At 73.1% G+C, this 17,922-nt stretch carries 15 protein-coding genes and 1 pseudogene; 7 read left to right on the forward strand and 9 right to left on the reverse strand.

The window, feature by feature from the left end; genetic code table 11:
• Positions 1–7: 7 nt before the first annotated feature.
• The 7 genes from JQN84_RS19955 to JQN84_RS19985 form a co-directional block, all read right to left on the reverse strand.
• Positions 8–1,498 carry an MFS transporter gene (locus tag JQN84_RS19955; protein ID WP_204959913.1) on the reverse strand — a complete coding sequence of 497 codons (1,491 nt, stop codon included), beginning with the start codon at positions 1,496–1,498 and terminating at the stop codon, positions 8–10.
• On the reverse strand, positions 1,495–3,279 hold the full coding sequence (locus JQN84_RS19960; protein WP_204959915.1) for an IucA/IucC family protein: 1,785 nt from the start codon (positions 3,277–3,279) through the stop codon (positions 1,495–1,497). The genes JQN84_RS19955 and JQN84_RS19960 overlap by 4 nt, the downstream gene beginning before the upstream one ends.
• Positions 3,276–3,851 (reverse strand): GNAT family N-acetyltransferase, encoded by a 576-nt coding sequence (locus tag JQN84_RS19965; protein ID WP_204959917.1) that lies wholly within the window; start codon positions 3,849–3,851, stop codon positions 3,276–3,278. The genes JQN84_RS19960 and JQN84_RS19965 overlap by 4 nt, the downstream gene beginning before the upstream one ends.
• Positions 3,848–5,140 (reverse strand): lysine N(6)-hydroxylase/L-ornithine N(5)-oxygenase family protein, encoded by a 1,293-nt coding sequence (locus tag JQN84_RS19970; RefSeq protein WP_204959920.1) that lies wholly within the window; start codon positions 5,138–5,140, stop codon positions 3,848–3,850. Before JQN84_RS19970 ends, JQN84_RS19965 begins: the two co-directional genes overlap by 4 nt.
• A gap of 46 nt (positions 5,141–5,186) precedes the next feature.
• Complete coding sequence (locus JQN84_RS19975; RefSeq protein ID WP_204959921.1) at positions 5,187–6,716, reverse strand: pyridoxal phosphate-dependent decarboxylase family protein; 1,530 nt, start codon at positions 6,714–6,716, stop codon at positions 5,187–5,189.
• Between the two features lie 145 nt (positions 6,717–6,861).
• Positions 6,862–8,106 carry an MFS transporter gene (locus tag JQN84_RS19980; protein ID WP_204959923.1) on the reverse strand — a complete coding sequence of 415 codons (1,245 nt, stop codon included), beginning with the start codon at positions 8,104–8,106 and terminating at the stop codon, positions 6,862–6,864.
• Positions 8,103–8,813 (reverse strand): siderophore-interacting protein, encoded by a 711-nt coding sequence (locus JQN84_RS19985; protein WP_204959925.1) that lies wholly within the window; start codon positions 8,811–8,813, stop codon positions 8,103–8,105. Before JQN84_RS19985 ends, JQN84_RS19980 begins: the two co-directional genes overlap by 4 nt.
• 106 nt (positions 8,814–8,919) lie before the next feature.
• Between JQN84_RS19985 and JQN84_RS19990 the strand changes: the two are divergent.
• Both JQN84_RS19990 and JQN84_RS31510 read left to right on the forward strand, forming a co-directional pair.
• Positions 8,920–10,965: pseudogene (locus tag JQN84_RS19990) on the forward strand (penicillin acylase family protein); the annotation flags it as partial.
• 6 nt (positions 10,966–10,971) lie between these two features.
• Positions 10,972–11,532, forward strand: coding sequence for a GNAT family N-acetyltransferase (locus JQN84_RS31510; RefSeq protein ID WP_307821384.1), 561 nt, complete (start codon positions 10,972–10,974; stop codon positions 11,530–11,532).
• Positions 11,533–11,598: 66 nt separating this feature from the next.
• Here the strand turns inward: JQN84_RS31510 and JQN84_RS19995 are convergent, their stop codons facing one another.
• A complete protein-coding gene (locus tag JQN84_RS19995; RefSeq protein ID WP_204959927.1) occupies positions 11,599–12,141 on the reverse strand; it encodes a hypothetical protein in 543 nt (180 codons plus the stop codon).
• Between the two features lie 396 nt (positions 12,142–12,537).
• On the opposite strand from JQN84_RS19995, the gene JQN84_RS20000 reads away from it, so the two are divergent.
• The gene (locus JQN84_RS20000; protein ID WP_204959929.1) at positions 12,538–12,765 is read left to right on the forward strand and encodes a hypothetical protein; all 228 of its coding nucleotides are present in this window, start codon (positions 12,538–12,540) and stop codon (positions 12,763–12,765) included.
• Positions 12,766–12,796: 31 nt separating this feature from the next.
• On the opposite strand, the gene JQN84_RS20005 is transcribed toward JQN84_RS20000, so the two are convergent.
• Positions 12,797–13,294 carry a DinB family protein gene (locus JQN84_RS20005; RefSeq protein WP_204959931.1) on the reverse strand — a complete coding sequence of 166 codons (498 nt, stop codon included), beginning with the start codon at positions 13,292–13,294 and terminating at the stop codon, positions 12,797–12,799.
• A 190-nt stretch (positions 13,295–13,484) separates the two neighbouring features.
• Between JQN84_RS20005 and JQN84_RS20010 the strand changes: the two genes are divergently transcribed.
• From JQN84_RS20010 to JQN84_RS20025, 4 genes are all read left to right on the forward strand, one after another.
• Entirely contained in the window at positions 13,485–14,177 is a 693-nt protein-coding gene (locus JQN84_RS20010) for a GyrI-like domain-containing protein (protein ID WP_307821347.1), read from the forward strand.
• A gap of 370 nt (positions 14,178–14,547) precedes the next feature.
• A complete protein-coding gene (locus JQN84_RS20015) occupies positions 14,548–15,015 on the forward strand; it encodes a hypothetical protein (protein WP_204960329.1) in 468 nt (155 codons plus the stop codon).
• Entirely contained in the window at positions 15,015–16,412 is a 1,398-nt protein-coding gene (locus tag JQN84_RS20020) for a hypothetical protein (protein ID WP_204959937.1), read from the forward strand. The genes JQN84_RS20015 and JQN84_RS20020 overlap by 1 nt, the downstream gene beginning before the upstream one ends.
• Positions 16,409–17,917 (forward strand): VWA domain-containing protein, encoded by a 1,509-nt coding sequence (locus tag JQN84_RS20025; RefSeq protein WP_204959938.1) that lies wholly within the window; start codon positions 16,409–16,411, stop codon positions 17,915–17,917. The genes JQN84_RS20020 and JQN84_RS20025 overlap by 4 nt, the downstream gene beginning before the upstream one ends.
• Positions 17,918–17,922: the final 5 nt, after the last annotated feature.

A 17,922-nucleotide genomic window follows, 5' to 3' on the forward strand; every position in this document is an offset into this window, starting at 1 on the left:
CGGCCGGTCAGCGGGTGCGTTCGGCGCGGCGCAGCAGCCCGGCGGCGAGCAGCCCACCGGCCAGGACCGCCACCGCCCCGGCGGTCTGCCCGGTGACCAGCGCCGATGAGAAGGCGTCGGTGACCCGACCGCGTTCGGTATCGCCTGCGGCGGCCAGCGCGGCCGGGTACGACCCGGCGCCGGCCACCGCGACCGGCGCGAGCGCGGCGAACCGGGCGTTGAGCACCGCGCCGAGTACGGCGATGCCGAGGCTGCCGCCCACCTCGGCCATGGTGCCGTCGATCCCGGCGCCGACGCCGGCCTTGGCCGGGGGGATGGAACTCATCACCGCCTCCACGATGGCCGGGTTGGCCAGGGCGCAACCGAAGCCCATCACCAGCAACCCGGTCAGCAGCACGGCGTAGCCGTCGGTGCGGACGTGGGTGACCAGGGTGAGGCCGGCGGAGAGCAGCACCATGCCCAGCGCGATGGCCCCGGGCACCCCGAGCCGGCGGATCAGGCGGGTGGCGACCCCGCCGAGGTTGAGCAGCACGATGGACAGTGCGAACGGCACCATCCGTAGCCCCGCCTCCCAGGCCGGGTAGCCGCGGACGAACTGGAGGTCCTGGGTGAGCAGGAACAGCGCGCCGGTGGACCCGAAGGTGATCAGGACGACGCCGGTGACCGCGCCGACGAACCGCCGGTCGGTGAAGAAGTGCATGTCCAGCATGGGAGCGGCGATCCGCCGTTCCCACCAGACGAACGCGGCCAGCAGCAGCACGCCGACACCGGCCGCGCCGAGCACCGGCGGTGCGGTCCAGCCGCGCTCGGGGCCGTCGATGATGGCCCAGACCACGCCGGTGAGGCCGGCGGTGGACAGCAGCACCCCGCCGATGTCGGGCCGGCCGCCGACCGGGTCGCGGGATTCCGGCACCAACGCCAGGCCGGCCACCAGGCAGACCAGCACGATGGGCACGTTGACCAGGAAGATCGCCCCCCAGGGCAGGTGGGCGAGGATGATCCCGCCGATCGGCGGGCCGGCGGCGTAGCCGAGAGCGCTGGTGGCCGCCCAGATGCCGATCGCCCGGGAGCGTTCGGCCCCGTCGAAGACCTGCATGGCGACGGCGAGGGTGGCGGTGACCAGCAGCGCCCCGCCGACCCCCATGCCGGCGCGGGCGGCGATCAGCTGGTCACCGGAGCGGGCCAGCCCGGCGGCCAGCGAGCCGACGCCGAACAGCACCAGGCCGGCGACGAGCATCCGGCGGCGGCCGTAGCGGTCGGCGGCGCTGCCCGCGGTGAGCAGCAGCCCGCACTGCACCAGCGCGTACGCGTTGATCATCCACTGGATGTCGGTGGTGCTGGCGTCCAGTTCGGTGGTGAGCACCGGCACCGCCACGGTGAGCACGGTGTTGTCCAGCACCACGGTCAGCTGGGCGAGGCAGAGCACCGCCAGGATCAGCCAGCGCGACCGCAGCGGCGTCGCCGGGCCGGGGGGCGCGGCGGGCAGCGCGGTGGTCATCGGGGCGGGGCGTATCGGGCGAGCGGATTGGTCAGGGTGCCGGCGAACTGGAGCGCCGCCGACGGGTCGGCGAGGTCGACCATCTGCTGGTTGTTGCGCAGTTGCAGCCGGTTGAGGCAGGACAGGGTGAACTCCGGGGCGAACAGGTCGTGCCGGCGCAGCCGGTCGGCCAGGTGCGGCACCCGGGCGGCGTAGTCGCTCGCGCAGTCGGCGACGGTACGCCAGAAGTCGTCCTCGTCGAGCACCCCGGCCCCGGCCAGCACGGCGTTGAGGTGGCGGAAGAAGCAGTCGAAGACGTCGGTGAAGATGGTCAGCAGCTGCTCGTCGTCGGGGATGGCGGCGCGGACCCGGCGCACCAGCGGTGGCAGGTCGGCGTCGGGGTCCATCACCACGATCTCCTCGGCGATGTCCTTGAAGATGACCCGCTCCACCACGCCGTCGTGCAGCACCAGGATGACGTTCTCGCCGTGCGGCATGAAGGCCAGCCGGTGCGCGTAGAAGCTGTGCAGCAGCGGCACCAGGTAGGCGTCGAGGTAGCGGCGCAGCCACTGCCGTGCGGGCAGGCCGGACTCGGTGATCAGGGCGGCGGCCAGCGACCGTCCCTCGCGGTCGGTGTGCAGCAGGGCGGCCATGGTGGACAGTCGCCGGCCGGGGGCCAGGCCGGGCACCGGGCTCTCCCGCCACAGTGCCGCCAGCATCTTGCGGTACGGCGAGTAGCGGTCGGTGGCCGCCTCGTACTGCGGGTGGCGGTAGCCGACGGCGGCCCGCTCGCGCAGGATGGTCAGCCCGGTTCCGGCGAGCACCGGGTCGCCGGTGACCAGGTCGAGAAGCCAGTCGTTGATCGCCGGGGTGGCCTCCATGTAGGCCGCCGACAGGCCGCGCATGAAGCCCATGTTCAGCACGGACAGCGCGGTCTTGACGTAGTGCCGGCGCGGCTCGGTGACGTTGAAGAAGGTCCGGATGGACTGCTGCGGCAGGTACTCGTCGGGGGCCTCGCCGAGGCAGACCAGCCGTCGGCGGGCGACCTCACCGGCGAAGGTGACGGCGAGGCGGTTCCACCACTGCCACGGGTGCACCGGGATGAGCAGGTAGTCGTCGGGGTCGACGCCGGCGTCGGTCAGGGTGGCGGTGAACCGGGCCAGGGTGTCCGGGCCGAGTTCGGTGTGCAGCAGGGTGGCGTAGTCGAGGTCGGCGGCGCTGCTGAAGGTGGCGTGGTCGCGGTGCGCGGCGACCCAGACCAGCCGCACCGGCCGGCCGGCCTCCGGGGCGTACACGTGGTATTCGCCGATACCGAAGCCGATCCGGCCGTTGTTGGCCACGAAGCACGGATGGCCCTCGGTCATCCCGGTCTCGATGGCCTGGAAGTCGGCGCGGGCCAGCTCGCCGGCGTCCACCGCCGGCCGGGTCAGCTTGAACGCCGTGCCGGCCAGAGTGGAGGTGATCTCCTCCAGGTAGACGGGGAGCACCTGGTCGCTGAGGCCGAGCGCGCCGCGTAGTTCGAGGCAGAGGTCGACGGCGTCGAGCGGCAGGTCCTCGTCGCCGCGCCGCCGGGTGATGCCCTCCGGGTCGATCTGCCAGTGGTCGAGGGTGAACCGGCGGGCGGTGAAGCGGTACTCGACCGTACCGTCGTCGGTACGGACGGCCCACCGGTCGTCCCCGGTGGCGGCGGGCTCGATCAGGCGTTCGTGGGCGAATTCGGCAAGCGCCTTGGCGACGAGCAGCCGGTTGGCCTGGGCCCAGGTGGCGGGGATCAGGTGGGCCACGGATGCGGCGGGGTTCACGCGGGCACGTCTCCTCGGGTGGCGGCCAGGAACTGGTCGCGGGTGCAGACGCTGAGCAGGGCGTCCTTCTCCGGTTTGCGGATCGGTCCGACGACGGTGAAGCCGACGGCGGCGTTGAGGGCGTGCACGGCGGTGTTGCGCACGTCGGGTTCGACGACCACCCGTCGGGTGGCCGGGTCGGCGAACAGCCAGTCCAGCACGGTGGTGATGACGGCCCGGGTGAAGCCGTGCACCGGCCGGTCGGTGGGGGCGCAGAGGAAGTGCATGCCCACGTCGCCGTCAACCGGCGGGTAGAGGCCGACCAGTTCGACCCGGGCCGGGTCGTAGCGTTCGGCCAGGAACGTCGGTTCCCCTCGCCAGCAGCCGAGGTACGCGTCGTGGTGCGGGTGGTCGGCGATCGCCCGGTACTCCCGGGCGACCCGGTCGACGTCGGCGTCCTGCATCAGCCAGAACGCCGACTTCGGGTGGGTGACCCAACGGTGCAGCAGCCCGGCGTCGCCCTCCGGGTCGAGGGTGCGCAGGGTGAACTCGCCGAGGGCCGGGTCGTGCCGGCGGTGCACGACGGTGGTCACCGGGTGCCGCCCGCCGGGACGCCGAACTCCTGGAAGGCGATCCGCTGCTCGATCGGGTAGTGCTCGCGTCCGGTCAGCTCCCGGATGATCCAGGAGTTGCGGTACGGGCCCATGCCCAGGTCGGGTGAGGTGATGCTGTGGGTGTGGGTGCCGGCGTTCTGCAGGAACACCTCCCGGCCGGTGTGGTCGATGCTGTAGTTGCGGGCCACGTCGAAGCGGCCGTGGGCGTCGAAGCGCAGCCGGTCGCGGATCGGGTCGAGGAACTGCGGCACCCGGTAGTGGTAGCCGGTGGCCAGCACCAGCCCCTCGGTGTCGAGGGTGAGGTCCCGTTCCTGTTCGATCTGGCGCAGCCCGAGGGTGTAGCGGCCGGTGGCCCCGTCGTAGCGGACGCTGGTGAGTTCGGTGTTGGTCAGCAGCCGGGTCGGCACCGGCCCGTGCACCCGGTGGGCGTAGAGCAGGTCGAAGATGTCGTTGATCAGGTCGGCGTTGATCCCCTTGAACAGGCTCTTCTGGGTGCCCTCCAGCCGGTAACGGGTCACCTCGGGCAGGGCGTGGAAGTAGTCCACGTAGTCCGGCGAGGTCATCTCCAGGGTGAGCTTGGTGTATTCGAGGGGGAAGAAGCGCGGCGACCGGGTGACCCAGTTGAGCTGGTAGCCGCAGGTGCCGAGGTCGGTGAGCAGGTCGTGGTAGATCTCGGCGGCGCTCTGGCCGCTGCCGACGACGGTGATGCTGCGCTTGGCCCGCAGCGCCGCCCGGTGCTCCCGGTAGCGGGAGTTGTGGATGACGTCGCCGCCGAGGTCCCGGCAGGCGTCCGGGACGTACGGCGGGGTGCCGGTGCCCAGCACCAGGTGCCGGGCCCGGTGGGTGACCGGTTCGCCGTTCACCACGGCGTGCACCACGTACCGCTCGTCGGCGGGGTCGTACTCGACGGAGGTGACCCGGTGGCCGAAGCGCACCGAGGACAGCTTCGCCGCCGCCCAGCGGCAGTACTCGTTGTACTCGTGGCGCAGCGGGAAGAAGCTCTCCCGGATGTAGAACGGGTAGAGCCGGCCGACCTCCTTGAGGTGGTTCAGGAAGGAGTACGGCGAGGTCGGGTCGGCCAGGGTGACCAGGTCGGCGATGAACGGCGTCTGCAACCGGGTGGCGTCCAGCAGCATGCCGGGGTGCCAGTCGAACTCGTCGCGGGCTTCGAGGAACAGGCCGTCGAGGTCGTCGAGCGGCGCGGTCAGGCAGGCCAGCCCGAGGTTGTACGGGCCCAGCCCGACGGCGATGAAGTCGTGGGTCGACACAGGGGTTTTCTCCAGGGCGGGGTGGTCAGCCGACGGGGCTGGGCAGCTAGGCGGTGGCGCGGGTGCGGGCGTACCAGCCGGCGTGTTCGGCGATCAGGTCGCACACGTGGGCGATGTCGTCCAGGGTGGTCTCGGGGTTGAGCAGGGTGAGTTTGAGGTGGTGGGCGCCGTCGACCTTGGTGCCGGCGACCAGCGCCGCGCCGGAGGCGGCCAGCGCCTCCCGGGCGTACAGGTTGGCGTCGTCGACGACGTCGCGGCCGGCACCGGGGGGCAGGTAGCGGAACACCACCGTGCTCAACTGTGAGCGGGTGACCACCTCGAAGCGGGGGTCGTCGGCGAGCAGCCGCCAGGCGGCGGCGGCAAGGTCGACCACCTCGTCGAAGAGGCTGCCGATGGCGTCGGGGCCCATGATGCGCAGGGTGAGCCAGAGCTTGAGGGCGTCGAACCGGCGGGTGGTCTGCAGGCTCTTGTCGACCTGGTTGGGGATGCGCCGCTCGACCATCCGGGCCGGGTTGAGGTAGTCGGCGTGCCAGGTGGCGTGGCGCAGTACCCGCCGGTCGCGGACGACCAGGGCGCTGGAGCTGACCGGCTGGAAGAACGACTTGTGGTAGTCGACGGTGACCGAGTCGGCCCGTTCGATGCCGGTCAGCAGGTGCCGCCGGGTGGGCGAGACCAGCAGACCGCAGCCGTACGCGGCGTCGACGTGCAGCCAGACCCCGGCGGCGGTGCAGATCTCGGCGATCCGGTCCAGCGGGTCGATGGTGCCGAAGTCGGTGGTGCCGGCGGTGGCGACCACGGCGAGCACGGTCTGGCCGTCGCGGCGGCACCGGTCGAGGGTCTCGGCCAGTTCGTCGGTACGCATCCGCCGGCCGGCGTCGGTGGCGATGGTGAGCACCGCGTCGGCGGCGAGGCCGAGCAGCTTGGCGGCCTTCTGGACGCTGAAGTGCCCGGCGGTGGAGGTGATGATCCGCAGCCGGGACAGCACCTCGGGCCGGCTGGGCCGATCAGGGCCGCCGCCGACGATCCGGGCGTACGCCTCCTCCCGGGCCAGCAGCAGCGCCTGGAGGTTGGACTGGGTGCCGCCGCTGGTGAAGATGCCGTCGGCGGCCGGGCCGAAGCCGATCCGCCCGGCGGTCCAGTCGACCAGCCGGCGTTCGATCAGGGTGCCGCCGGCGCTCTGGTCCCAGGTGTCCAGGGAGGAGTTGACCGCGCTGAGCACCGCCTCGCCGACCAGGGCGGGGATGACGACCGGGCAGTTGAGGTGGGCCAGGTAGCGGGGGTGGTGGAAGTAGACCGCGTCGCGCAGGTAGACGTCGTGCAGTTCGTCGAGGGCGGCGGTGGTGTCGCCGAGCGGTCGGTCCAGGTCGATGCCGGCGACGCGGGGGGCCAGCTCGTCGGGGGTGATGCCGGTGCCCGGCCGGTCGACGCCGGCCACCCGGGCCGCGACCCGGTCGATGCCCTCGGTGACGGCCCGGCGGTAGTCCTCGACGGTGCCGGCGGTGAACAGGTGGGCGCGGGGTGCGGTGGGACGCGTCCCGGTCACGGGGGCCTCGATTGTGGATCCGGGCAGGCTCATGAGCAGTCCTCGACGGTCGGTGACGGGGGCGCGGGCGGGACGGGGGCGGGTCAGGTCGTCCCGGCGGCCCAGTTGATCTCGCCTAGTTAGGTTATCCTAACCTAAATGCTTGTCAATGCTGACACCCCGCCCCCCGATCACCGGTTCAGCCGACCGGGGTGACGTCCGGAACCGCCGGCTCGGCCGGCCGGATCGTGCCGGCCCGGAACCGGCGCTGGTGGCCCAACCCGACCAGGACGCCGACGGCGACCAGCACCACCGAGGCGAGCGCCACGGCGGGATACCCGACCCGACCGGCGGCGGCCAACCCGACCGAGGCCGCCAGGAACGAACAGATCAGCCCGAACGACGACAGCACGGTGAAGTCGGTGCCCCCGGTGCCCGGCCGGGAATAGTCCATGTTGACCACGTAGAGCACGACGTTGGCCACCGTGTAGGCGGCCATGAAGCAGCACAGCGCGGCCACCGTCGGCCCCAGCGGCGCCCGCCCGTTCAGCAACGGCAGCAGCATGACGGTGGAGACCGCGAGGGCCGCTCCCCCGACGACGAGCAGCCGTGCCCGGCCGAACCGGTCCACCCCGACCCCGGCGAGCAGCCCGGCGACGATCGCCGGGGCGCTGATCACCACACCGGTGACCACGCCGATGCGGGAAAGCGACCAGCCCGCGTCGACCAGCGCCGGGGTGACCAGGGCATAGGCCGCCCCGGCTCCGGTGTAGACCAGCGGCACCACGCCGAAGGTCCACCAGCGGCAGCCGGGCTGCCCGAACACCGACAGCAGCGCCCGGTACGCCTGTCCGGCGCCGGCCACCCGGGCCACCCGGTCCGGTTCCCGCAGCCGCCACACCACCAGCAGGCCGACGGCGGTCAACGCGGCCAGCAGACCGATCGCCGGCAGCCAGCCGAACCGGTCGTAGACCAGCACGCACGCGCCGCCGCCGAGCAGGTTGCCCAGGTAGCTCGCGGCGACCTGGATGCCGTTGCCGGCGCCCCGGGTCCCCTCCGACAGCACCCGGACGGCGACCGCGTCGACGGCGATGTCCTGGGTGGCGGAGAGGAAGACATAGGCGGCGCAGATCGCCACCACCGGGCCGAGCTGCCGGGTCGGGTCGGCGAACGGCAGCAGCGCCAGCAGGGTCAGCACCAGACCGGCCTGCAACGGCAGCAGCCAGGACCGGTAGTGCCCGAGCCGGCGTGAGCCGTACCTGTCGATCAGCGGGGCCCAGAGGAACTTCAGCGGCCAGACCAGGCCGACGAACTGGAGCAGGGCCAGGGTGTCCAGCGAGGTGCCGCCGTCACGCAGGATGGCGGTCAACCCGACGGTGATGAACCCGATGCCGAGGTACTGCGTGACGTAGAGCGTGGTGAGCGTGCCGAGGCGTCCGGTCACCGCGCGCTCCAGTAACCCAGCGCGGTGAGCTGCTGCTTGCCCACGCCGAGGGTGCGCCGCACGTGCCGGGTGAGCGCCCGGGTGCTGCCCGCCTCGCAGGCCAGCCAGTAGTGGGCGTCCGGGGTGGCCGGCAGTTCCGCCCGGACGGTGTCGACGAGCTGCTGCCCGTCCTGCCCACGCGGCACCCAGGTGACCCGGTGCTGGTCCCCGGCGCGCGGGGTGAGTGCCTGCTCACCGGGGTGGGCGTACTCCAGCCAGACCGTGGCGGGGATGCCGACGGCGGCGTCGAGCAGGCTGTTCACCGCCGGCAGCGAGGCGGCGTCACCGACCAGGTAGAGGTGCGCGGGGGCCGGGTCGGGCAAAGCGAAGGCGCTGCCCTGGAGGGTGGCAACGATGGTGTCACCGACCTGCGCGCCGGCCGCCCAGCGGGCCGCACAGCCGTCGTGCAGGGCGAACTCGAGGCTGAACCGGCCGGCTGCCGGGTCCGGGTCGACCAGGGTGTACGCCCGCTGGTGCGGGCGGCCGGCGTCGTCGAACCAGAGCCGGATCCACATGGTGGGGTGCACCTTGGCCGCCGCCAGCAGGCCGCCGTCGTCCATCAGCAGCCGCTGGTAGTGCTCGCCGACCGGCTCGGTGCCGCGCACGGTCAGCCGGAAGTCCCGGCCGCCCATGGCCTTGAGCACCAGGGCCTCCCAGTTCCGTTTCACACGCCCTCCAGGTAAGGTCCGCCTAAGTTAGGCGAGGGTAACTTACCTGGGGAGTCCTGTGGAGAGTGGGACCGGCACCGAACCGGACGGTCGTCCGGCCACCGGCGTGCACCGCGACCGGTGGGGCGTACCGCACCTGTGGGCCGACACCGTCGACGAGCTGGCCCGATGGCAGGGCCGGGTGACCGCCACCGACCGGGGCTGGCAGCTGGAGGTCGAACGGTGGCGGGCCGAGGGCCGGCTCGCCGCCCACGTCGGCCCCGGCGAGCTCGGCTGGGACCGGTTCGCCCGGCGGGCCCGTCTCGACGACACCGCCCGACGCTGTTTCGAGCAGCTCACCCCGGCCACCCGGCGCTGGGTCGCCGCGTACGCCGACGGGGTCAACGACGCGTTGCCGGCCGGCGCGGCGGCGGCCCCGGAGTTCGCCGCCACCGGCAGCACGCCCGGCCGGTGGCGACCCTGGTCGCCGCTGGGCGTGTTCCTGGTCCAGCACATCCTGTTCGGCACCTTCCCGCAGAAGCTGTGGCACGCCCACGTCGCCGCCACCCTCGGCCCGCACGCCCGCGACCTGTTCGCCGTCGAGGGGCCCGGCGGCTCCGGCAGCAACGCCTGGGCGTTGCCCGCCGACCCGGTGACCGGCCGCGCGCCGGTCATCGCCGGTGACCCGCACCGGCTGCTCGAACTGCCCGGCATCTACCAGCAGATCCGGCTCGCCTGCCCCGAGTTCGACGTGGTCGGGCTGGCCTTCCCCGGCGTGCCGGGGCTGCCGCACTTCGGGCACGCCGGTGACGTCGCCTGGGCGGTCACCAACGCGATGGCCGACTACCAGGACCTCTACCGCGAACAGCTGCGCCGCGACGGCGACCGGGTGCTGGTCCGCGACGCCGACGGCTGGGTGCCGGCCCACCGGCACATCGAGCGGATCGAGGTACGCGGCGGCGCGACCGAGACCGTCGAGGTGATCGAGACCCCGCGCGGGCCGGTGATCGACCACGACCGGCACACCGGCGAGGCGCTCAGCCTGCGCACCCCGACCCGGGTGACCGGGAACCTCGGCTTCGAGGCGCTGCTGCCGCTGCTGCGGGCCCGCACCGCCGACGACGTCGCCGACGCGCTGCGCGGCTGGGTCGAACCGGTCAACAGCGTGCTCGTCGCCGACCGGCACGGCACGGTGCACCAGCTCGTCGCCGGACTGGTGCCCGAGCGCGACGACAGGTGCCGGCGGGAACCGGTGCCCGGCTGGGACCCCCGCTACCGGTGGCGCGGCGACTACGCCACGCCCAAGCCCGTCGAGGTCGGCGAGCCGGTGGTCTGCGCCAACGACAGGCGCGACGACACCGCCGCGCTCGGTGTCGACTTCGCCCCGCCGCACCGGGCCCGCCGCATCCGTGCCCTGCTCGCCGACGGCGTCGCCGCCCCTGACGTCCACATGGACACCCGGCGTGGGTCGACGGTCCTGCGGGACCTGCTCGCCCGGCTCGACCCGGCACCGCTGAGCGCGCCGGCCCGACAACTACGTGACCGGCTGACCGGATGGGACGGTCGGATGGCCGCCGACAGCGTCGACGCCGGGGCGTTCGCCGCCTGGCGGGCCGCGCTGGTCCACCGGCTGGCCGCGCACCCCGCGCTGGGGCCGCTGCACTCCCCCGGCGGCTTCGACCCCCTCTTCGCGCCATGGACCGACCCGCTGGCCCGCATCGGGCACGCCGTGGAGGGGGTGGTCGCCGGGCTGCCCCGCCTCGGCGGCGCGGTCGAACCACTCGCCGCCGCCGCCCTGGAGGACGTCGCCGCCGGTCACCCGGCCGGGACCTGGGGACGGCGGCACCTGCTGCACCCGCTGCACCTCGGGGTGTCCGACGCGGTCACCGAACGGGTCGCCGCGATGCGGGCGGCCACCGTGCTCGGCGGTGACACCGACTGCGTGCTGGCCACCTCCAGCGTCCCCGGGGTCTCCGACGCGTGCTGGCGCGGGCCGGTCGCCCGCTACGTGTGGGACCTCACCGACCGGGCGGCGAGCCGCTGGATCGTCCCCTTCGGCGTCTCCGGCCGCCCCGACGACCCGCACTTCGCCGACCAGTTGCCGCTGTGGGCCACCGGTGGGCTGATCCCCGTCGGCACCGACTGGCACACCCTGACCGCACCCCGAGACGAGGACCCCGTGACCTACCAGGAGCAGATCCCCGGCTTCGGTGAGCTGACCCTCACCGTGGTCGACCCGGCCGCCCACGCCACGCTGCTGCACGGCTGGGTGACCGAGCCCCGCGCGACGTTCTGGGGCATGGGGTCGTACACCGTCGAGGAGGTACGCGAGGTCTACACGTTCATCGACGGCCTGAGCACCCACCACGCATACGTGGTCGGGTTGGACGGCACGCCGGTGGGTCTGTTCCAGACCTACCGGCCGGAGGCCGACCCGGTCGGGGAACGCTACCGGGTACGCCCCGGCGACATCGGCATGCACCTGCTGCTCGCCCCGGGCCGACGGCCCCCGCGCGGGCTCACCGACGCGGTCGGCCCGGCGCTGGCCCGGTTCCTGTTCCGCGACCCTACCCGGCTGCGGATCGTGGTCGAGCCCGACGTGCGCAACCGGTTCGCGCTGCGCCGGCTGGAACGCGAGGGGTTCACCTTCGCCGACGAGATCGACATGCCCGACAAGCGCGCGCAGTTGGCGTTCCTCACCCGGGAGCGGTTCGAGGCGGACCACCCCGTCCCGGCCTGAGCCGCCCGGCCCGCCGCCCGTCGAGCGGCTGTGCCGGACGGGCAGGCAGGCAGGCAGGCAGGCAGGTCAACACGTACGGATCCGGCCGTTGTGGCCGGCCGGCACCAGTCGTCCCGCGTAGACCCATCCCTGCAACGGGTCGGACGACTGGGACGAGCGCATGTCGTCCCCGGGATCGAGTCGTGGCCAACGGATCTTGATCCAGACGCCCGCGACCTCGTCGTCCAGGACCGGATCGAAGCTCGAGGTGGTCGAACAGCCGGCGTAGACCAGGGTCTTGTCCCATGCCGCACCGGCCCGCCTGCCCTCCGGCCCCGGCGACGTGCGGACGAACAGGTGGCCGGGAGCGACGACGAGGTACGGTGCCAGATCACCTGCCGGGGGCGGAACGTCCGCGTAACTCTCGGCCCGCTCCAGTGCCTCTTCGCGGGTGAGTTCCCTGGCGCCGTTCTGGAAGATGTTGGCATTGTTGATGACATCGGCGGCCTGGCCACCGTTCTGCGCCTGTTTGTTGCCGGTGCCACCGGTCTGGGACTGGCTGTCGCCGTGCCCTTCGCCCTGCTCGGACTGGAGGCACGCCACCACACCGAAGAGGACGGTCGCCAGCACCCCGCAGATCGCAACCGCCAGGTTCTTCCTGTTCCAACTCCACGCCATGGCACTCACTCCGCGACTCGGCGCACGACCTCGGAGGTGCGGGACAGCCGACGATCGCTGGGCGATTCGCCGGAATCTCGACCTGCGGTCAATACAAGCACCGGTTTCGATGTCCACCAAGGCCACGAACTGTCCCGAAGGCGACAAAAGCTCACCTGACCCCGCCGCACCGTGTGCCAGTGCGGCACTCCACCCGGCGCGCGGGTACCCGTGAAGTCACCGGTAGTCACCGTTCGACCGTGGTCGAGGGCGGCAACGCGGCTCGCGTACGCCCGCCACCGACGGACGTCCAAAACGGCGCGGCGTAATCGGGTCGCGTCCCGACCGGCCGGCCGGGACGATGTGGCGATGTCCGGCACACCCGAGGGGTTCACCTACCGCCTACGCAAGAACGGGGACGTGGAACTGCTGCACCACGGCCGCCTCGCCACCGTGCTGCGGGGCGTCGCCGCAGCACGGTTCCTGACCGACGTGGACAGCGACGACCCGCAGGAGCTGATGGCCCGCCTCACCGGCAACTACCGGCACGGCAACGAACGGACCGCCAAACGGCACCCCCGCAACCGGAACCGCTGACCCTGCGCACACCCGTCCCGGGCCGGGACCGTCAGCCGTCGACGATCTGCTCGCGGAGGATGTCGGCGTGCCCGCAGTGCTGGGCGAGTTCGCGGAGCACGTGCAGATACACCCACCGCAGCGGGACCGGTCCCATCCGGTGCCCGGACAGGACATCGTCCAGGCCCAGCGTCGCGGTCGCCCGGCGGGACGCCGCGCAGGCCGCCCGGTACGTGTGCCGCACGCTGGCGATCGTGTCGCCGTCGTCGAGCACGAACGACTCCTCCGACGCGACGGGGATGCCCAGCTCGGCGCGCGACCGGCCGGTGACGGCCTCGTCGAACCAGACCCGTTCCACGAAGGTCGCGTGTTTCACCAGGCCCAGCAGCGTGGTCCGGGAGGCCACCAGCGAGCGGCGGGCCTGTTCCTCGGTCAGCCCCTCCAGGCAGCCGTCGAGCGCGGCGCGATGCTCGTCGAGGAACGTCTCGAACTGCGCAGGCAGCGGCTGGGCGACGACGGCTTCGGCGAAGGTCGGCGGAAAGGCGGGCATGCGGGACAGCATCCCAGACTCGCCGGCCGTCGACTGCCCGGGAATCCTCCTGACATAGTGTCGGTCGGACCCGCCCGGGCACGTGGTGGCCGAAGGACCGTCGGAAGGAGGGCCGGGAGATGACCAGGTGTCCGGTCCGCTCCGGCGACGGGACGACGGGCCAACTCACGGGCGGCGTAGACCGATGCCGGTGACGGACCCCGCCGACGGGAAGGTCGACTTCCGGCGGACCCTGGACGCCTACCGGGCGCACAAGGGCCGGTTCCGGCTGGTCGACGTGCCCGACATGCAGTACCTGATGATCGACGGCCGGGGCGACCCCAACAGCGCACCGGCCTTCACCGGGGCGGTCGAGGCGCTCTATCCGGTGGCCTACCGGGTGAAGTTCGCCAGCAGGCGGGAGCTCGGGCGGGACTACGTGGTCCCGCCGCTGGAGGGCCTGTGGTGGGCCGAGGACATGACGTCCTTCACCAGCGCGCGGGACACGTCACGGTGGCGTTGGACGCTGATGCTCATGGTCCCCGACTGGATCGCGCCGGGCATGGTCACCGCCGCCGTCGCGCTGGCCGGGGCGAAGCGGCCACCCGGTCGGCTCGACGACGTCCGGCTGGAGCGGCTGGCCGAGGGACGGTGCGTGCAGACCCTGCACGTCGGTTCCTTCGACGACGAGGCCGCCGTGCTGGCCCGCCTGCATCACGAGTTCGTCCCCACCCACGGACTGCGACTGACCGGCACCCATCACGAGATCTACCTGAGCGACTTCCGTAGGGTCGCGCCCGACCGCAGGCGCACCATCCTGCGGCAACCGGTCGCCGCCGACACCCGGGCCGCCGGGGAGCGTCGCGGAGCGACCGCCGACGGCAGCGGCCAGCCGACGCGGTAGCGCAGACCCCTGGGGTGCGCCCACGGTCCGCGACCCGACGCGAACCACGGAAAGTGACGGGATCCGATATCACTTTCCGTGCTGGCTGCGCACACCGTTGGGGAGCGCGTGCGCGAGGCCGGCCGCCAGGGGTGGCGTCCGGACCCCGGAGAGTGACGGAGCGGCCGGTCGGTGCCGCCGGTCGGACCGGACCGCGGGACGGTACGGCGGGAGGCCGTGGAAGTGTCGTACCCGTGGGCCATGATCTTGTGGTCACGGCGACGCCGGCCCGGCCGGCGCACGCCATCAACCATGGTCGACGCCGGGTTTCCGGCGGGTGGGAGGACGAGCGGTGACGGACGCTGACGAGGCCGCGTGGCGGCGGCGGAGCGTGGTGGCGGTGGTGCCGCCGGCCCGGCCCCGCAAGCTGGCCAAGGTGCCCTTCGTCGAGCTGGCCGACGGGCGGTTACAGGGAGTGGTGTCCAGCGGTTCCGACATCGAGCGGGTCTACGTCTCGTCGGTGACCGCCGGTGACCACGCCTACCACTGCAGCACCAACAACAACCGGCCCTGCGGCGGGCTGCGCGGCGCGCCCTGCAAGCACCTGGAGGCCCTCGCCGACGAGGCCGTCCTCCAGTACGGCGTCGACCGGGTCGCCCGCTACCTGCGGGTGGACGCCGGCGACGGCACGCAGACCGGGGTCGAGCTGCTGTCCCGGCTGGACGCCCGGCACGAGCCGACCTCCGCCGCCGTGGTGTTCAGCCGGTTCCTGCGCCACCTGGCCTACCTCGAACTCCCGGCCAGCGCCACGGCACTGCCCGAGCTGCACTGGTTCCCGTCGACCGGGGCAGGTCGCTGATGCTCGGCACGCAGCTGGCGCAGCTGCACGGCGACGGCCCCACCGGGCTGGCCGACGCCGACGACGTGGTCGCCGGATTCGACGAGGCCCTGCTGCGGGGCTTCGCCCGGGTCGGTGAGGCGGACACCCTCGCGCTGACCGCACTGGCCGGCGCGGTCGCGGGCACGCCGCTTCGTGAGCGGGTGGCCGAGGCGGTGGGCAAGGTGACCGCCGGTTCCGTCGGTCAGGAGCACCTGGCCGCCCTGGCCGGGGCCCGCACGGCGCTGCTGGGTGCAACCCACGACGCCCTGACCGCCCGGTTCGACACCGCCCTCGGGCGGGAACGCACGGCGTGGACGGCACCCGCCGGTGGGCCCGCCGACGGCTCCCCCGCCCGCGCCGCCGCCCGGTCCTGGCTGCACGAGACGGCGCTGGCCGGATGGCGGGGCATCGACCACGAACTGCTCTCCGCCGTCGGCACGCCGGTCGAGGCGGCGCTGGCCGAGCCGCAGTCGCGCCGGCTGGCGGTGCTGCTCGACGGGCTCGCCGCCGAGCTGCGGGCCGGGTTGCCGGTGGCCACCATGGCGCAGCCGCCGGTACGCCGCTGGGCGGACCTGTGGTCCCGTGGCGTGCTGCTGGCCCAGGACGGGCCGGTCCCCGACCCGACAACCGGCACCACCCTGGTCAGCGGTCGCCTGCTGCCGCTCGGGGTCGACATCCACGAGCACGAGACCGCCGTCCAGGTGCAGCTGCACGCGATCCTCGAACCGGCCGACGCCGGCACGCCCCGGCTGGTCCGGGTCACGGTGGGCGCGGCCAAGGTCGCCACGATCGGTGGGCCGGCGGTGTGGCGGCTGCTGTCGGCGTACCCCGTGCTGCTCACCGCGATCGCGCAGCGGCGGGCGCTGACCGTGACCGACCTGCCCGCGTACGGCGGCGACCTGCACTGGGTCGACGAGCAGGCGCAGGCCGGCGAGCCCGCCGACCCGTTCGCCACCGCCCGGGTGCTGCTCGGCACGGCGACGGCGGCGGCCACCCCGCCGCTGGACCGGCACCCGGCGGCGATCGCCGAGCCGGTGCTGCTGGAGGGTTACACCGTGCACGACGCCGGGTCGACCGTCGACCTCGGCGGGCAGCGCCTCGCGGTCGCCCTGGACCGGCTGCCCGCCGGTGGGCCGCTCACCCCGGCGCTGGTCGCCGCCTCGTCGTCCTGCCTGGGCCTGGCCCGTTTCGACGGCGGCCGGTGGCTGGTGCAGCCACTGGCGGTGCAGGCCACCGTCAAGCGCCGACCGGTGGAGGCGCACAACGGTGACTGGGCCGACGGGGTGACCGACCCGAAGGTGGCGAAGGCCGAGGCCAGGGCGGGCGACGCCGTGGCCGTGCTGCGCGAACGCGCGGGACGGTTGCTGCGCCGATGAGCGAGCCGATCCCGCCGACCGATGCCGTGACACCGGGCGACGCCGTGACACCGGGCGACCTCGCCGCCGCCAACCGCCGGCAGGTGCTCTACTGGCGGCTGCTGGGGCGGCTCTTCGACCCCGACGAGCAGCCCACGCTGGAGTCGGCGAGCGTGGCCGTGGTCGACGACCTCGGCCTGCCCGCCGCCCTGCTGGACCCGACCGTGTCGGTGGACACGGTGGTGCAGCGCTTCCCCGCGCTCGCCGACGAACTGCGGGGCCTGCTCGCCCCCGACCCGGCCGGCGACCGACCCGCCGAACCGGCCGGCTCCATCGACGATCGGCCGGGCGACGACACCGCCACCGACGCCGTGGTCCCGCAGGTCCCGGCGACGGAGGCGACCACCGACGGCGCAGGCGCGCCGGGCGGGGGTGACCCTGCCGACGGCGGGGGCCACCGGCCCGGTGAGGCCGAGGTACGCCGGGCCGCGCTGGTGTCGAAGCTGCTGCTCAACGTCTTCGGCACCGGGTCCGGGCCGGTCAGCGCCGGCCAGTTGGCCCGGTGGCAGGCCGACGCCGGCTGGTTCGAGCAGGCGCTCGGCTGCCCTCCGGGCGAGCTGCGTCGGCAGGCCGGCGGGTTGGGCGCCACCCTCACCAGCCTGGAGGGCGACCTGGTCCGCCGGATGCACCTGCGGGAGGTGCTCGCCGATCCGAAGCTGGCCGCCCAGCTCACCCCCAGCATGTCGCTGATCGAGCAGCTGCTGCGGGACAAGTCCAACCTGTCCGGGGTGGCGCTGGCGAACGCGAAGTCACTGATCCGGCGGTACGTCGACGAGGTCGCCGAGGTGCTGCGGACCCAGGTCGAGCAGACCACCGTCGGCACGATCGACCGGTCGGTGCCGCCGAAGCGGGTCTACCGCAACCTCGACCTCGACCGCACCATCTGGCAGAACCTCACCAACTGGAGCCCGGAGGACGAGCGCCTCTACGTCGACCGGCTCTACTACCGGCAGACCGCCCGCAAGACCACCCCGTCCCGGCTGATCGTGGTGGTGGACCAGTCCGGGTCGATGGTCGACTCGATGGTCAACTGCACCATCCTCGCCTCGATCTTCGCCGGGCTGCCCAAGGTGGACGTGCACCTGATCGCGTACGACACCCGGGCGTTGGACCTGACCCCGTGGGTGCACGACCCGTTCGAGGTGCTGCTGCGCACCAAGCTCGGTGGCGGCAACGACGGGCCGGTGGCGATGGCGATGGCCCGCCCCAAGATCGTCGAGCCGCGCAACACGGTCATGGTGTGGATCTCGGACTTCTACGAGTTCGACCGATCCCAGCCGTTGTTCGACGGCATCGAGGCGGTGCACCGCTCCGGGGTGCGGTTCATCCCGGTCGGCTCGGTCAGCAGCTCCGGCCAGCAGAGCGTCAACCCCTGGTTCCGGCAGCGCCTCAAGGACCTGGGCACCCCGGTGCTCTCCGGTCACATCCGCAAACTCGTCTTCGAGCTCAAGAGCTTCCTCACCTAGGAGAA

It is taken from the genome of Micromonospora humidisoli, from assembly GCF_016900955.1.
GTDB lineage: Bacteria > Actinomycetota > Actinomycetes > Mycobacteriales > Micromonosporaceae > Micromonospora > Micromonospora wenchangensis.

What these genes read in the sequence shown, in the direction of transcription:
- JQN84_RS19955 (WP_204959913.1), bottom strand. Translation starts at nt 1,498, where the DNA reads ATGACCACCGCGCTGCCCGCCGCGCCCCCCGGCCCGGCGACGCCGCTG.
- JQN84_RS19975 (WP_204959921.1), bottom strand. Translation starts at nt 6,716, where the DNA reads ATGAGCCTGCCCGGATCCACAATCGAGGCCCCCGTGACCGGGACGCGT.
- JQN84_RS20000 (WP_204959929.1), top strand. Translation starts at nt 12,538, where the DNA reads ATGTCCGGCACACCCGAGGGGTTCACCTACCGCCTACGCAAGAACGGG.
- JQN84_RS20025 (WP_204959938.1), top strand. Translation starts at nt 16,409, where the DNA reads ATGAGCGAGCCGATCCCGCCGACCGATGCCGTGACACCGGGCGACGCC.
- JQN84_RS20005 (WP_204959931.1), bottom strand. Translation starts at nt 13,294, where the DNA reads ATGCCCGCCTTTCCGCCGACCTTCGCCGAAGCCGTCGTCGCCCAGCCG.
- JQN84_RS20020 (WP_204959937.1), top strand. Translation starts at nt 15,015, where the DNA reads ATGCTCGGCACGCAGCTGGCGCAGCTGCACGGCGACGGCCCCACCGGG.